Below are 14,028 nucleotides of genomic sequence, written 5' to 3'. Positions count from 1 at the left end.
CTCTCTCACACGCTTTCGCTCTCCCGCTCCCGGCTCTACCGTGTATCCTCACGGTTCTCCCATGATCACCGCCTGGATCGGCGCCATCCTCATCGGCCTCTCCCTCGGCCTGCTCGGCTCGGGCGGCTCCATCCTCACCGTCCCCATCCTCGTCTACCTCGTCAAACACCCTGAAAAACAGGCCATCGCCGAGTCCCTCGCCATCGTCGGCGCCATCGCCTGCTTCGGCGCGATCCGCGAAGCCATCAAGCGCCACGTCGTCTGGCGCGCCGTCGCGTGGTTCGGCATCCCCGGCATCGGCGGCTCGCTGCTCGGCGCATACCTGGCCCGCTTCATCCCCGGCGAGGTCCAGCTCGTGATGCTCGGGGCGATCATGCTGGTCGCCGCGGCACGGATGGCGGGGACTTCGCGTGCCAAGCAGACCATCGGCGACCGCACCTCAACCGCCCCCTCCTGGCTCCTCGTTCTCATCGGCTTCGGGCTCGGACTCATCACCGGCCTGGTCGGCATCGGCGGCGGCTTCCTCATCGTCCCCGCCCTCGTCCTGCTCGCGGGCGTCCCCATGAAGCACGCCGTCGGAACCTCGCTCACGCTCATCGTCGTCAACTGCGTCGTCGGCTTCGCCAAGTACCAGGTCACGCTCGCAACGTTCGGCATGGGAATCGACTGGAACACCATCCTCGTCTTCTCGCTGCTCGGCATGCTCGGCTCGTTCGCAGGCGCGGCCATCGGCTCGAAGCTCAACCAGCGCGTGCTGCGACAGGTCTTCGCCGCCTTACTCCTCGCCATGGCCGTCTTCATCATCTGGCGGCAGATGGGCAAACTCTGATAGGCGGGCGGCGTCGTACCATTCGACATGCCAGCACTCGGCGTCAACATCGATCACGTCGCCACCATCCGCCAGGCCCGCTATCGCCACGGCGCGGTCGGCGTCGTCGAGGGCACCGAAGAGCCCGACCCCATCCTCGCGGCTCACGAAGCCACGCTCGGCGGGGCGGATGTCCTCACGATCCATCTCCGCGAAGACCGCCGACACGTCAACGACAGAGATCTTGACCTGCTCTGCCGCGTCGCGCGGGTAAAGGTGAACCTTGAGATGGCCGCCACCGACGAGATGGTCGCGATCGCGCTGAAGCATCGCGCCGCGAGCATGAACGGCGGCCGCCCGCAGATGGTCACGCTCGTCCCCGAGGGGCGCCAGGAAGTCACGACCGAGGGCGGGCTCGATGTTGCGGGCCAGCACGTGCGGATGAAGAGCGTTGTCGCAAAGCTGAAGGACGCGGGCATTGTCGTCTCTGCGTTCATCGATGCGGATGCGGCCCAGGTCGAAGCCGCGGCAAAGGCCGGGTTCGACTGCTGCGAGATCCACACCGGCCCCTACGCCTCGGCGTTCGCAACAGCGGGTGGCGACTTCCGCATCGGTGTGCTCGCGGGTGCGCTGGAGCGCGTGAGCGATGCGGGCGAGCGGATCGCCGGGCTGGGGATGCGCTTCAACGCCGGTCACGCGCTCAACTATGCGAACGTGAAGCCGATCGCGGAGTTGATGGAGATAGAGGAGCTGCACATCGGGCACGCGATTGTCAGCCGCGCGGTCTTTACGGGCATGCGACAGGCCGTGGCTGAGATGAAGGGTTTGTTGGTGAGTGCGGTGTGAGGTGGGCAGCGTTCAAATGCATGTAAGAGGGCAGGATGGCCATTCATGTAGAGAAGTTCGATGATGCGGAGAAGTTCCTGCACGAGCTGCGGATGTCGTCGCCGCGTTGGGGGAACTGCAACGGGTACGTTTCGGACTGGGTGTTTCGCGGCCAAGGTGACGCAGCATGGCCATTGCTTCCGAGCCTGTGGCGGTGCCGGGATGACCGAGACAAGAACCCCTTCTGGCGGCAATCAGAGCTTGAGGCCACTTCGTTGGTGGACAAGAGCAGAATCGTTGATGCGATTAAGCGACCACGTTGGATAGAGATCTTTCGTGCGAGGCTCGCCGAGGCATGGGCAGTGTGGTCTTTTTGGCGACTGGCAGACGCACTGGGGTTGGAAGCGGACAAGCCGCCGGACCTCATTGGAGCCGACAAGGATGTCCCGAAGTCATGGTTAGTTGGAGAGTTCACGACTTTCCAGCTGGAGCCTAGCTCGACGACCGCGCTTGCACAGCACCACGGAATCCAAACTCGATTGCTCGATTGCGCACGGCATTCGTACGTAGCGGCCTACTTCGCAGCGTCAACAATGCCGCTCGGCGCGACTCGCTTGGCAGTGTGGGCGATCCGTGAGTCGCGTCTTGCGGCCATGGACAAGCGACTCCAAGTCCTGTCTTATCCGAGATCTCGCAACAGGTACTTGCATGCCCAGTCGGGCGTGTTTCTGTTTCATCGGGATTCAGAAAGTACATTCGCAGCCCGAGGCACATGGCCTTGCATCGGAGACTCCATCGAGTCTAGCTGCGGTGAACGATCGATCATTCGACTCGAGCTCGAGGCCGGGCAAGCGCCACGACTGCTCCAGTTGCTCATGGCGGAACAGTTCAGCCACGCTCACTTGATGCCCTCTCTCGACAATGTGGCGACGACCGTCAAGGCGATCGCGAACACGCAGGAAGTCGATGTGATCAGCAAGAGTACTGGCGGCGGATAGGGATTCGTACTCTGATGAAACGGAGCAGCGCGGAGGGAACACCCCTCCGCACCTCCCCGCAAACGACAAACAGTCCGAGCGCGAGCATCGGCGTTGCTGACCGCGAATATCCAACAAGAGTCTCCAACTTCGAAGCTGGCGATGGGGCTTCCTTGAAACACCTTTGAGTCGCCGAAGGCGACCGGCTTGAGCGTCCCGCAAGGGACGCAGGTATGTAGCCGCCAGTGGAGCGATAGTCGCCGAAGGCGACCGAGCGGAACTGGCGGAAAGCACGCCGCGCAGCGGCTTCCTTGGTGGAGCGGGGCGGACGCCCCCGACTCCCTCCCCTCAGTCCTCGCCCGACCCACCGGCACCATTCACCAGTCTGCCATCTGGTCCTTTGCGATCTGCTATTTTCCCCCCTTGACTCCACCTCACTGACATGCTGTTGTCAGTGACACCGCGCGCACTCATGCCATTTGCGCGCCCAAACACCCACACTCCGAGATTTCTTCGCAACACGCTCTTGCATCACGATCGCCGCGCTGTATCGTCGTCGCATGGTCGCACACGCCGCGGCAACCTGCCTTGGTGGCACCGCTCTCCAGAGCGGTGATTCCGCCCGCATCACTGACCCGCTTCGGGTCAGTGCTCCCCCTCCCTCTGCCCCTCAGTCCCTATGCCCCTCTGCCCCTTCCCCATCCCCCTCCTCCCTCATCCCCGCCCACCTCCACAGCCCGATCCTCTCCGCGCTCTGCCACCCCGGCTCATCGCTCTGTTCCGTCGCGCGCGACTTCCGCATCGCCGTCGACATCCTCGCCATGTGGCTCACCGAGCCCGACACGCGCGAACGGATGCTCGCCATCGAGAAAGGCGGCTGCGCCCACACCCGCATGGCCGCCTCCGTCTCTCTCGCCTCCACCGTCGGCGTCCTGCAAACCATCATCGACGACTACACCGAGGCCCGTGCCCACGCCCGCGAGCTCCGCGCCCAGCACGAACACCTCGCGCCCGCTGCCTCACGCCACGACCCGCTCCCACCCTCGCACCTCAACGCCGCGCCCCACCGCGCCTTCCTCCCCGGTGAAGCGATCCTCGCCGACACATCGCTGCAAGCCCAGCGCCTCGAACTCCGCAGAGCCGAGGGCGCACGCCGCGCCTGCCATCACCTCTACCGCCTCTCCCGCATCCTCCCCATCGACGACTCCACACTCACGCTCGCCCGCTCGGTTCGGGTGCCACACGTTGCTCGTGTGCCACAGGATGTCGGGGTGCCACAGATTGCTGGGGTGCCACTGGTTCCCGCCGAGCCCAGCGAGGCGGAACCAGTGCTCCAGCCACAGGTTGTTCCGGTGCCACAGGATCTTCGGGTGCCACAGGATGTTCGGGTGCCACTGGTTCCCGCCGAGCCCAGCGAGGCGGAACCAGTGCTCCAGCCACAGGTTGTTCCGGTGCCACAGGATGTTCGGGTGCCACTGGTTCCCGCCAAGCGCAGCGAGACGGAACCAGTGCTCCAGCCACAGGTTGTTCCGGTGCCACAGGATGTTCGGGTGCCACTGGTTCCCGCCGAGCCCAGCGAGGCGGAACCAGTGCTCCAGCCACAGGTTGTTCCGGTGCCACAGGATGTTCGGGTGCCACTGGTTCCCGCCAAGCGCAGCGAGGCGGAACCAGTGCTCCAGTCCGAGGCATCCGACTCGAACCGAACCGCAAACGTCAGCGAGCAGACCCCAGCCCCTCAGTCCCTATGCCCCTCCGCCCCTTCCGCATCATCGCTTCCTCCGAGTTCCTCCAAAGCCCTGCGCGTTGAACCAGCATGTTCCGCGTATTCGAACCGCGCACCCCCGTAGCCCAAGCTGGCCCATCTGGACCGCTCCAACGAACGACTCGCTGCTTGGGCGAACGGCTCACCTCGTTTGGTACACTTTGTCATCCAAAGCGCACCACCGGAGTAGCCCCATGTCCCGCACAATTCCCGCAGCGTTCCTCTCCTTCTTTGTTGGCATCGGCGGCATGCACGGCGCGTCGCTGGTGGCGACGCGCAACGGCCCGCCGCCGGATACGAAAAGCACCGAAAACACAAAGAATAAGGAGCAGAAGATGAAGGAAGAGGCGAAGAACGGCGACGGGCTGCGGCTCGGCAACTTCTCCGTAAGTCTGACCGTGAAGGACATCGCGGCATCGCGTGCGTTCTATGAGAAGCTCGGCTTCAAGGCGATGGGCGGGGATCAGGCCCAGGGCTGGCTCGTGATGCAGAACGATTCGGCCACAATCGGCATCTTCCAGGGGATGTTCCCGCGAAACATGCTGACGTTCAATCCGGGGTGGGACAGGAGTGCGCAGCCGCTCACCGAGTTTGACGATGTACGCGAGATCCAGAGGATGCTGCGGGCACAGGGAATCGAACCCGAGCCTGCGGCGGATGAGTCAAGCACGGGCACAGCGTACATCATGATCACCGATCCGGATGGGAACCCGATCCTGATCGATCAGCATGTGCCGAAGCCGGGTGCGTGATGTCGGCATGGTGCGCGGAGATGCGCTCGCACGCTATGGCGGGGCGCGGGAGGGGCGTGGAGAGGGCAATGGGCAATGGGCAATAGGCAATGGGGAAGAAGGGGAAGGGGAAGAGGACTCACCACTGAGGGCCACGGAGGAGAAGATGAGGGGGATGCAGAAGGGGCAGAGGAGCAAAGGGACTGAGGGGCAGAGGGAGGGGGCGGGCGGGTGTGAGGGATCTTGATTGGAAGCCCCAAGCGGGCGGGCCAGGCGGAGCCCGGGGCAAGCGCAGCCGCGGAGCGGCAAGCGTCGCCCCGGGTGTGCGGTGATGTGGTGATGAGCCCTGTAGGGGCGGCAGAGTGTGTTGGTGCTGTGCGTGAGTGTTGAGCGGTGCGGGGAGAGATTCGGGTCTCCGTTGGGGACCCTCCACTGAGGAAGCCGCGGCGCGGGGACTTGACCGGTGGCTGGCTTGTCGCCCCCCCACATTGCGCGACAGCGCTGCGCCCCCCCACGAGTGGCTATAAGCCCGGCGTCCCTTACGGGACGCTCGGAGCAAGACGGATTCAAGGGAGGACCGATCTCCGCCGCGGCGGCGAAGATGCGGTGGCACGGGGCAAAGAAGGTTGGGGCCACCCGCCCCATGCAAGAGAGCACCTCATGAGTTGTTCCACTTGTCCTCCCACCTGCGCCGGCGTTCTGCATAGGCCGATGACATCGCGTCGATCAAGCGATGATCTTGGCCAATCAAGTAGAAGATTGTCGGAAGATGTTCGATCGCATAATCGACCTGAACTTCGAGCGGCAATGCGAGCATGTCATCACCGTGTCCGCGCGCTTGTCGGAGCAAACAGAGGTCGTGCCATTCGTCCGCTCCAAATGAGCATTCGACGCGCCACTCGCCCCGGTCACGAACAATCCGCACCCGATAGATGCCGACCTGATAATCAAACAACATATTGTCGAACGACTCACCGGATCGGACTTCCAATGGAACGCCTGTCAGCGAGCGTTCGATGAAGTCTTGGAGACGGACAATGGCAGGAGGAACTTCGATCATGCTCGCCACTCTAAGGCCTCACACGCGAGGTGGTGTACCAAGCGATCCAAGAGAGCACGGCTCCGCAAATATCGGACGTGACCCGCTCGCAGCCCTCTTGAATCCAGCTCACCGACTATGTATCATGGAATAGTCTGATTATTCTTTGATGGAGCGACCCGTGGTCAAACTGACGGACATCCACCCGCTGACAGGGTTTCTCCGCGACCACAAGGAGCACATGGAGCGGCTGGCCGCGACCGGTCGCCCGGAGGTGCTCACGGTCAATGGCAAGGCCAGAATAGTGGTTCAGGACGCCGAGGCGTATCAGAAGATGGTTGAGGCGCTCGACGCGGTTGAGACCGAGCGTATCGTTCGCGACCGCCTGGCATCCGTCGACCGTAAGGAGCCGGGCATCCCGGCGGACCAGGTCCTCACCGATGTACGCAAACGCCTCGGCACGAAGCGGAAGTGATCACGCATGCGCTACACGGTTCTCTTTCGCGCCAAAGCGCGCGACGAGGCGCTCGACGCGGCCGACTACATCGCCAGGACTGGGTCTCCCGAGGCGGCGCAGCGATGGTATGAAGGACTCGAGACCGCGGTCCGCTCGCTGGAGTCAATGCCCGCACGATGCGGGCTTGCGAGAGAGAATGAGTCCATTCCGGGCATCGAACTCCGCCAGCTCATGTATGCGTCCCATCGTCTCATTTTCATCATCCGTGATCGCACGGTGCATGTGCTTCACCTTCGGCACGCCGCGCAGGCGAATGCGGATTCCATGCCGGAGACTCATTGAGTTTGCGATCTCAGACTCTGGTCCGTTCTTCTCGCTGCCGCCGGGCACACTGCACTTTCATTGCCAGAGGCGGGCCATCACTCACACCTTCGCCGCGTGCTCGACCGTGTAGTTGGGCGATTCCTTGGTGATGCGGATGTCGTGCGGGTGGTTCTCGACGACCGTCGCGCCGGAGACGCGGCAGAAGCGGGACTCGGCGCGGAACTGTTCGATGGTGCGGCAGCCGCAGTAGCCCATGGCGGAGCGGAGCCCGCCGACAAGCTGGTAGACGAACTCGGCGAGTGTGCCGCGGTAGGCGACGAGGCCCTCGACGCCCTCGGGGACGAACTTCATCTGCGGCTTGCCATCGGCGCCGACCTTGTCGGCCTGGCGGTAGCGATCGGCGGAGCCCGCGGCCATGGCTCCCTCGGAGCCCATGCCTCGGTAGGTCTTGTAGCGGCGGCCACCGGAGATGACGAGTTCGCCCGGGGATTCGTCGAGACCGGCGAAGAGGGAGCCCATCATGACGGAGGATGCGCCGGCGGCGATTGCTTTGGCGATGTCGCCGGAGAGGCGGATGCCGCCGTCGGCGATGACGGGAACGTCGGTGCCGCGTGCGCCCTCGACGGCGGACATGATGGCGGTGATCTGGGGGACGCCGACGCCGGTGACGACGCGGGTGGTGCAGATGGAGCCGGGGCCGATGCCGACCTTGATGGCGTCCGCGCCGGCCTTGATGAGGTCTCGCGCGGCGTCGGCGGTGGCGATGTTGCCGGCGATGACCTGGAGGTTGTGCTTGGCCTTGATGGCCTTGACGGTGCGGATGACGTTGGCGGAGTGGCCGTGCGCGGTGTCGACGGTGATGACGTCGACGTCGGCGGCGAGGAGGGCCTCGACGCGGTCGTACTGGTCGACGCCGACGGCGGCTCCGCACATGAGGCGGCCTCGGGCGTCGCGGCTGGCGCGGGGGAACTGGCTCTGGCGCTCGACATCGCGCATGGTGATGAGACCGGCGAGGTTGAACGACTTGTCAACGAGGAGGAGCTTCTCGACCTTGGCGTGGTTGAGGATGGTCTCGGCCTCGGCGAGCGTGGTGCCCGCGTGCGAGGTGATGAGATTGTCCTTGGTCATGAGGTCGCGGACGAGGGTGGTGTCGTGGTCGGCGAACTTGAGGTCGCGGCGGGTGAGGATGCCGACGAGCTTGCCCTTGGAGCGGAGGTCCTTGGAGCCGTCTTCGGTGACGGGGAAGCCGCTGACGTTGTGCTGGCGCATCAACTGCTTGGCGTGGCCGACGGTGTCGCCGGGGCCGAGCGTGATGGGGTCGGCGATGATGCCGTTGGCGGAGCGTTTGACCTTGGCGACCTCGCGGGCCTGGGCCTCGACGGAGAGGTTCTTGTGGATGATGCCGATGCCGCCTTCTTGCGCGAGGGCGATGGCGAGGGCGGACTCCGTCACGGTGTCCATCGGCGCGGAGAGGAGCGGGATGTTGAGGGTGATGGCGCGGGTGAGTTTCGTCGAGGTGTCGGCATCACCGGGCATGACGTCGCTGAAGCGCGGGATGAGCAGGACGTCGTCAAAGGTCACACCCTCGGCAACGATCTTGGGGTGTGATGGCCAAGAGATGAGGGGCGCGCCGGAGGAGATGGGCGTGTGCGCGGCGTCGGGATGCGCGGGGGCTGGTTGCGCAGGGGTTGCGTGTGCCGCGTGAGGATCGTGGGGGGCGGCAGCGGACGCGGGTGTTTGATGTGAGGTGGAGCCGGACCGAGTTGAGAGGGTCGCCATAGATGAGAGTAGAGGCGAGCGAGTGGAGGTCAAGGAGGAGAGGCAAATGGCCAAAGGAGAAGAGGGCAACCCAGACGGAGATCGAACGGGGTGCGCGCGGCGTGTGATGGCGGCTTCGGGTTTATTCGTCGGGTGGAGGGTTGCCGGCCTTGATGAGTCGTTCGCCTTCTTCGGCGGTCATGGTGCCTTCGGCGACGTATGCGGCGATCTCGCGGCGTGAGCGTTCGCGGGCGGTACCGAGGACCATAGAGCGGACGAAGCTGAAGACGATGGCGACGAGCGCGATGACGACGCCGCCGATGAGGACAATTTCTGAACCGTCGGATGCGGCGAGTGTGAGGAGGGCGTGGTGGTTCATGGGTTGCGGGCTCGGCGAGTGTGTGGTCGAGAGGTCAGCAGCCGCCTTGGCGTGCGGCGGCGGGTCCGGCCTTCAAGAGGCGTTCGGCTTCGTCGGGGGAGATGGAGCCCTCGGCGACGTAGGCGGCGAGTTCGCGGCGGGACTGTTCGATGGCTCGGGTGGTGATGACGCGTCGGATGTTGGAGAGGATGATGGAGATGACGGCGATGAAGATGCCGCCGCTGATGGCGACGATGGTGATGACTTCACCCTGGATTTCTGCGAGCGTGAGCATGTGCTGGTCTCTCGGTGGCGTCGGGTGTTGGGCGGAGCGTTGGGGCGATGTATCTATGCGTTGTGTACGGCGGCGTCGGGGGAAGAGGTTCGTGAGGAGCGCGGCAAGTTGGTGTGGACGGAGAGGGTGACGCCGTCGCCCATGATTTTTTCGGCGGTCTCGGTGTCGATCCACTGCTCGGCGACGAGTTCGGCGAGCCGTTCGCGGAGTTTGGCGCGGTTCTGTGATTCGAGCATGTGCCCGGCGTCTGCTGCGGAGATGGAGCCCTCTGCGACGTACGCGGCGATCTCGCGGGCGGTGCGCTCGCGCTGGTTGGTCTTGTGGATGGAGTCGATGGTGGCGAGGAGGATCCAGAAGGCGAAGAAGGAGCCGATGATCAGGAGGATCGTGACGGCGTTTGTCTCGACTGTGACGGTCTTTGTCTGAGCTGTAGCGGCGGCGAGCGTGAGCGTTGCGAGCATGTATCACCTCCATCTATCGACTGCGTCCGCGGCGCGATATCAGCAGCAGCGGTCGGGGTTTTTGGCCTTGAGGATTCGTTCGGCCTGCTCGGCGGTGAGAGAGCCCTCGGCGAGGTAGGCGGCGATTTCGCGGCGGGTGCGTTCGCGCGCGACGGACTTGATGGCGGAGGAGAGCGTGCCGCAGACGATGGCGGTGATCCCGACCAGGCACATCATGCATGGGACAAGGATTTCTTCGTCCAAGAGACGGTCGAGGATGTCGGAGAGGGTGGGATCCATAGGGGGCTCCGGGCGTGACTGGTGCGATCGGACGGATGCGCCGTTGGGCACCAGTCTACTTCTGTTGGGAGTCTTGGCGAAGCGGTTTCGTCGCTACGCTGAGGATCATGGCGAACACCGAACAAGCAACGGATCGAGGGGGCGGGGTGCCACATATGTCTCCGGAGCAGTTCCGGGCCCTGGGGGCGCGGATGCTGGAGGCGATCACAGGGTATTGGCGGGACCTGGATGGTGCGGATTCGCCGCCCGTGATGTGCGACAAGGGGCCGGGGTGGGTGCTCGGGCAGTTGCCGGAGCGTGCGCCGGAGGTGCCGGGGGGCGCGGGGGAGTGGGATGCGATCTTCGCGGATGTTGAGAGGGTCATTGTGCCCGCGCTCACGCACTGGCAGAGCCCGAACTTTTATTCGTTCTTCCCGTGCAACGGGAGTTATCCGGCGATTCTCGGGGAACTGCTGAGTGCGGGTCTTGGTGTGAACGGGATGCTGTGGGCGACAAGTCCGGCTGTGACGGAGCTCGAGACGCGGCTGCTCGATTGGATCGCGGGGGCGATGGGGTTGTCGAAGGAGTTTCTGTCGACGAGCGCGAACGGTGGCGGGTGTATCCAGGCGACGGCCAGTGAGTCCACGCTCGCGGCATTGCTGGCGGCGAGGCAGAGAGCGCGGGCAAAGGCGGAAGAGAAGAACTCACCACGGAGGGCCACGGAGGGCCACGGAGAGAGGAAGGGATTGGGAGGAGAGGACAGACATGGAAGAGGGATATTGGAGTACGTTGTGTATGCATCGACGCAGGCACATTCGTCGGTGGCGAAGGCCGCGATGATCGCGGGTATCGCGGAGGGGCCGGAGGATCCGCACATCAGGTTGGTGCCGGTGGATGCATCGGGCGCGATGCGCGAGGATGAACTCGCGCGGATGGTGCGGGAGGATGCGACGGCGGGGCGCGTGCCGCTGATGGTGTGCGCAACGGTGGGGACGACGGGGATCACGGCGATTGATCGCGTGGATGGGATCGCGGCTGCGCTGGAGGGTGTGCCGGGGTGGCGCGGGGCGGAGGGCTCGGCGCGCGGGTGGCTGCACGTGGATGCGGCGCACGCGGGGGCGTTGTGGTTGTGCGAGGAGTTCGCGCACCTGCGCGCGGGGCTGGAGCGCGTGGATTCAATCTGTTTCAACCCGCATAAGTGGATGCTGACGACGTTTGATTGCGACCTCTTCTGGACACGGGATCGGCGGTCGCTGATCACGTCCATGTCGATCAACCCGGCGTACCTGAAGAATGAGGCGTCGGAGTCGGGGGCGGTGTTTGATTATCGCGATTGGCACGTGCCGCTGGGGAGACGGTTCCGCGCGCTGAAACTCTGGTTCGTGCTCCGGCACTACGGGCTCAAGGGGATTCGGGCGTACCTGCGCAAGCATGTTCGCCTGGCGATGCTGCTTGAGCGGTGGGTGGCGGAGGATGGGGCGTTTGAGGTGTGTGCCGAGCGGACGATGAACCTGGTGGTGTTCAGGCCGCGGGGGAGGAAGGATGAGGATGGCGCGGCACAGGATGCGCGGACGAAGCACCTGATGGATGCGGTGAATCGGGGTGGGCGGTTGTTTGTGTCGCCGGTGGTGCTTCCTCGTGAGTGGAAGGGGACGGAGCGGGACCATCTGGCGGGTCGGCTGGCGATCCGGATGTGCGTGGGGGCGACGCTGGTGGAGGAGCGGCACGTGCGGGGGGCGTGGGAGGAGATCCAGGGGTGGCGCGCGTAGGTGCCTATGGCGACAGGAGTTACCTATCTGTGTATGTAGCCCCTGCCGGGAGATCGCTCAACACTGGACCAGAATTCTGGTTGCATCTGTGCTGGAACATCAGTACGATTAGTTCATGCTGCACATTGTACTACTTATCGTTGCCATCGTGCTATCCGGTGCGTCTGGGGCGCATGCTCAGCCGCAGCCTGAGACTCATGCTGATCTCGTTAATCTCTTGAAAGAGAATGTCTTTGAAGTAAGGGTACGTAATGATCGCAATGAGCTGATAAGTAAGGGTTCCGGGTTTTACGTATCGCCCGAAGGTCTTGCCATAACAAATGTTCATGTGCTTTACGGTGCACGATCAGCTACAGCCGTCCGACTTAGTGACGGACGCGAGTTCCGACTTTCTTTGCTTGCGGCACTGCCGGGATTCGATCAAGCGTTGATGCGAGCGGATCTTTCTGATTCCGGCTTTACACCCCGCGGCTTGGCGGTATCAAATGAGCCGCCGTTGGAAGGCACAACCATCTGGGCAGTAGGTTACCCATCGCCATCGAACGGCTTCACGATGACACGTGGCGTAGTCAGTGGAATCCGCCGTGGCGACGAGGCCTTTCGAGCAGGCGAGAGGTCCGCTTATGATCCGAGATGCTTGTGGCTACAGACCGACGCAGCCATCAACGCTGGGAACTCGGGTGGACCATTGATAAACAGTTCTGGCGAGGTCGTAGGAATCAACACATGGAAGTACGCACAAAGTATCGGGCACAGCTTGTTTTTTGCATCTTCATCGTCACATATTGCTGAGTTACGTGCACTAGCCGGCACTTCCGATCTACCCTTTCCTGACGCGCCAAGTCAACGCTCCCGTAATACTGAAACGGACGATTCGTTCCGATTGGCCAAGTTGACGCGAGATAGGTCAACAGGAGACATACTCTCCATCGCAAAGGAACTCCGACTCAAACTTCGATGCTCACGATGCGCTGGTGCCGGGTACACGACATCGCACCAACGGACCGGGTCTCGTAACATCAACGGACTCTCAGTTCCTGTATTCAACGATGTAAAGTCTACGTGCAGCCCGTGTAGGGGGCTTCGATTTGACGATGGCGCCCGAACCGCTAGGGCGATGGAGCACTTCTGCAAACTTCTCTCTCGCATGAAGAGCGATGTGGATGACGGAAGAGATTTTAAGCGGATCCAGCTGATTCGCGATGAAGTTCGAAAGGCAGTGTTCGAGGAGCATCTTGTCCATCCTGCATTCAACGAGCACGCCGACACAACATTGTCGCGGGCGACGCTCGCTGCTCCGCTACCCGTGTGGTTCCACGGCGTCATCGTGGGTCGATCAGAACTGACGGTCGCTGGATACTCAACTCAAGCTGTGCCAATCATAGAGGTCGTTTTAGTCGCGGACAGCGTTGTTCGGAGAGTGTTCGTTATAGACCCAATCATGCAAGAGGGACATGTTCGCGACGACGTCGTAGTCCTCGGGCTTTGCGTTGGCCGATATCGAATGGACAGTTCACTTGAAATACCAGTGATTCAGGCCGCTATGGTGCTGGTCAGATGAGGCCATCGGTGCATCACAAGGTGTATTACGGATTCCCGCCCCACATCGGACTATTTTCACATTGTAAGCGTAGTTAACATTGTGGTTCAGAATCTGAGCCTCTCCCGCGCCTGATCGCAGATCCGTATGAGTTGACGTACGGGGAGATGCTCGCGGGATCTCCGCGCCGATTGTGGGCGAGATCGGCCTGGACCTGTCTCCTAGCGGCACCAGTTCTGTCTCGCCCGCCGCGCGGGCTCGACGGGAACTGGTGGCACCCCGCTCCGAATCGGGGCGGAGCGCCGATCTACCCAGAGGCCTGCATCACTCACTCGCCAGCACGCGCACCATCTCTCTGCCCTGCGGGACGAGTTGGTGATCGCGGACGAAGGCGTGCACATCGGCGACGAGGACCCACTCGACGCGTTCATATTCCCAGGAGCCGCCCGAGATGCGGCGGAGGGAAAGTCCGCTGGTTTCCAAGCAAATGCACCGCCGTGGTCGTTGGGGATGGCCTTCTCAACAATCGCACCCGGTACGTCCGGTCCCGAGGCATTCCAATTGTCCTGTTCCATACATACTTCCCGAGGCGCTGTGTTCCCCCTGCAGCCCCTCCCTCGTGTGGCATGGATCACGAAGGCGCCCCGAATCGTGTTCCTTGCCGGT

The 14,028-nt window shown here is 63.3% G+C and carries 16 protein-coding genes; 9 read left to right on the top strand and 7 right to left on the bottom strand.

Features of this window, described 5'->3' with window-relative positions; translation table 11 throughout:
• Positions 1 to 61 precede the first annotated feature (61 nt).
• From KF838_14495 to KF838_14475, 5 genes are all read left to right on the top strand, one after another.
• Entirely contained in the window at positions 62 to 829 is a 768-nt protein-coding gene (locus KF838_14495) for a sulfite exporter TauE/SafE family protein (GenBank protein QYK47986.1), read from the top strand.
• Between the two features lie 27 nt (positions 830 to 856).
• Positions 857 to 1,654 (top strand): pyridoxine 5'-phosphate synthase, encoded by a 798-nt coding sequence (locus KF838_14490; GenBank protein ID QYK47985.1) that lies wholly within the window; start codon positions 857 to 859, stop codon positions 1,652 to 1,654.
• Between the two features lie 35 nt (positions 1,655 to 1,689).
• Positions 1,690 to 2,631, top strand: a complete 942-nt coding sequence (locus tag KF838_14485; GenBank protein QYK47984.1) for an FRG domain-containing protein — start codon at positions 1,690 to 1,692, stop codon at positions 2,629 to 2,631.
• A gap of 539 nt (positions 2,632 to 3,170) precedes the next feature.
• Complete coding sequence (locus tag KF838_14480) at positions 3,171 to 4,457, top strand: hypothetical protein (GenBank protein ID QYK47983.1); 1,287 nt, start codon at positions 3,171 to 3,173, stop codon at positions 4,455 to 4,457.
• Between the two features lie 109 nt (positions 4,458 to 4,566).
• The gene (locus KF838_14475) at positions 4,567 to 5,124 is read left to right on the top strand and encodes a VOC family protein (protein ID QYK47982.1); all 558 of its coding nucleotides are present in this window, start codon (positions 4,567 to 4,569) and stop codon (positions 5,122 to 5,124) included.
• Between the two features lie 637 nt (positions 5,125 to 5,761).
• Here KF838_14475 and KF838_14470 read toward each other — a convergent pair.
• Complete coding sequence (locus KF838_14470) at positions 5,762 to 6,163, bottom strand: hypothetical protein (GenBank protein QYK47981.1); 402 nt, start codon at positions 6,161 to 6,163, stop codon at positions 5,762 to 5,764.
• A gap of 160 nt (positions 6,164 to 6,323) precedes the next feature.
• On the opposite strand from KF838_14470, the gene KF838_14465 reads away from it, so the two are divergent.
• Both KF838_14465 and KF838_14460 read left to right on the top strand, forming a co-directional pair.
• The gene (locus tag KF838_14465; GenBank protein ID QYK47980.1) at positions 6,324 to 6,617 is read left to right on the top strand and encodes a hypothetical protein; all 294 of its coding nucleotides are present in this window, start codon (positions 6,324 to 6,326) and stop codon (positions 6,615 to 6,617) included.
• Between the two features lie 6 nt (positions 6,618 to 6,623).
• Positions 6,624 to 6,941 carry a type II toxin-antitoxin system RelE/ParE family toxin gene (locus KF838_14460; GenBank protein QYK47979.1) on the top strand — a complete coding sequence of 106 codons (318 nt, stop codon included), beginning with the start codon at positions 6,624 to 6,626 and terminating at the stop codon, positions 6,939 to 6,941.
• Positions 6,942 to 7,022: 81 nt separating this feature from the next.
• On the opposite strand, the gene guaB is transcribed toward KF838_14460, so the two are convergent.
• From guaB to KF838_14435, 5 genes are all read right to left on the bottom strand, one after another.
• The gene (gene guaB, locus KF838_14455; GenBank protein QYK47978.1) at positions 7,023 to 8,702 is read right to left on the bottom strand and encodes an IMP dehydrogenase; all 1,680 of its coding nucleotides are present in this window, start codon (positions 8,700 to 8,702) and stop codon (positions 7,023 to 7,025) included.
• Between the two features lie 121 nt (positions 8,703 to 8,823).
• Positions 8,824 to 9,060 carry a hypothetical protein gene (locus tag KF838_14450; GenBank protein QYK47977.1) on the bottom strand — a complete coding sequence of 79 codons (237 nt, stop codon included), beginning with the start codon at positions 9,058 to 9,060 and terminating at the stop codon, positions 8,824 to 8,826.
• Positions 9,061 to 9,094: 34 nt separating this feature from the next.
• A complete protein-coding gene (locus KF838_14445; protein QYK47976.1) occupies positions 9,095 to 9,334 on the bottom strand; it encodes a hypothetical protein in 240 nt (79 codons plus the stop codon).
• Positions 9,335 to 9,387: 53 nt separating this feature from the next.
• The gene (locus tag KF838_14440; GenBank protein QYK47975.1) at positions 9,388 to 9,795 is read right to left on the bottom strand and encodes a hypothetical protein; all 408 of its coding nucleotides are present in this window, start codon (positions 9,793 to 9,795) and stop codon (positions 9,388 to 9,390) included.
• A gap of 39 nt (positions 9,796 to 9,834) precedes the next feature.
• Positions 9,835 to 10,074 (bottom strand): hypothetical protein, encoded by a 240-nt coding sequence (locus KF838_14435; protein QYK47974.1) that lies wholly within the window; start codon positions 10,072 to 10,074, stop codon positions 9,835 to 9,837.
• Positions 10,075 to 10,181: 107 nt separating this feature from the next.
• On the opposite strand from KF838_14435, the gene KF838_14430 reads away from it, so the two are divergent.
• Positions 10,182 to 11,822, top strand: a complete 1,641-nt coding sequence (locus KF838_14430) for a hypothetical protein (GenBank protein QYK47973.1) — start codon at positions 10,182 to 10,184, stop codon at positions 11,820 to 11,822.
• Between the two features lie 115 nt (positions 11,823 to 11,937).
• Entirely contained in the window at positions 11,938 to 13,383 is a 1,446-nt protein-coding gene (locus KF838_14425; protein QYK47972.1) for a trypsin-like peptidase domain-containing protein, read from the top strand.
• 303 nt (positions 13,384 to 13,686) lie between these two features.
• Here KF838_14425 and KF838_14420 read toward each other — a convergent pair whose 3' ends face one another.
• Positions 13,687 to 13,845 (bottom strand): hypothetical protein, encoded by a 159-nt coding sequence (locus KF838_14420; GenBank protein QYK47971.1) that lies wholly within the window; start codon positions 13,843 to 13,845, stop codon positions 13,687 to 13,689.
• Between the last annotated feature and the right edge of the window lie 183 nt (positions 13,846 to 14,028).

Source organism: Phycisphaeraceae bacterium (genome assembly GCA_019454185.1).
Lineage (GTDB): Bacteria > Planctomycetota > Phycisphaerae > Phycisphaerales > UBA1924 > JAHBWV01.
This window is presented reverse-complemented; position numbering and strand designations above follow the sequence as displayed.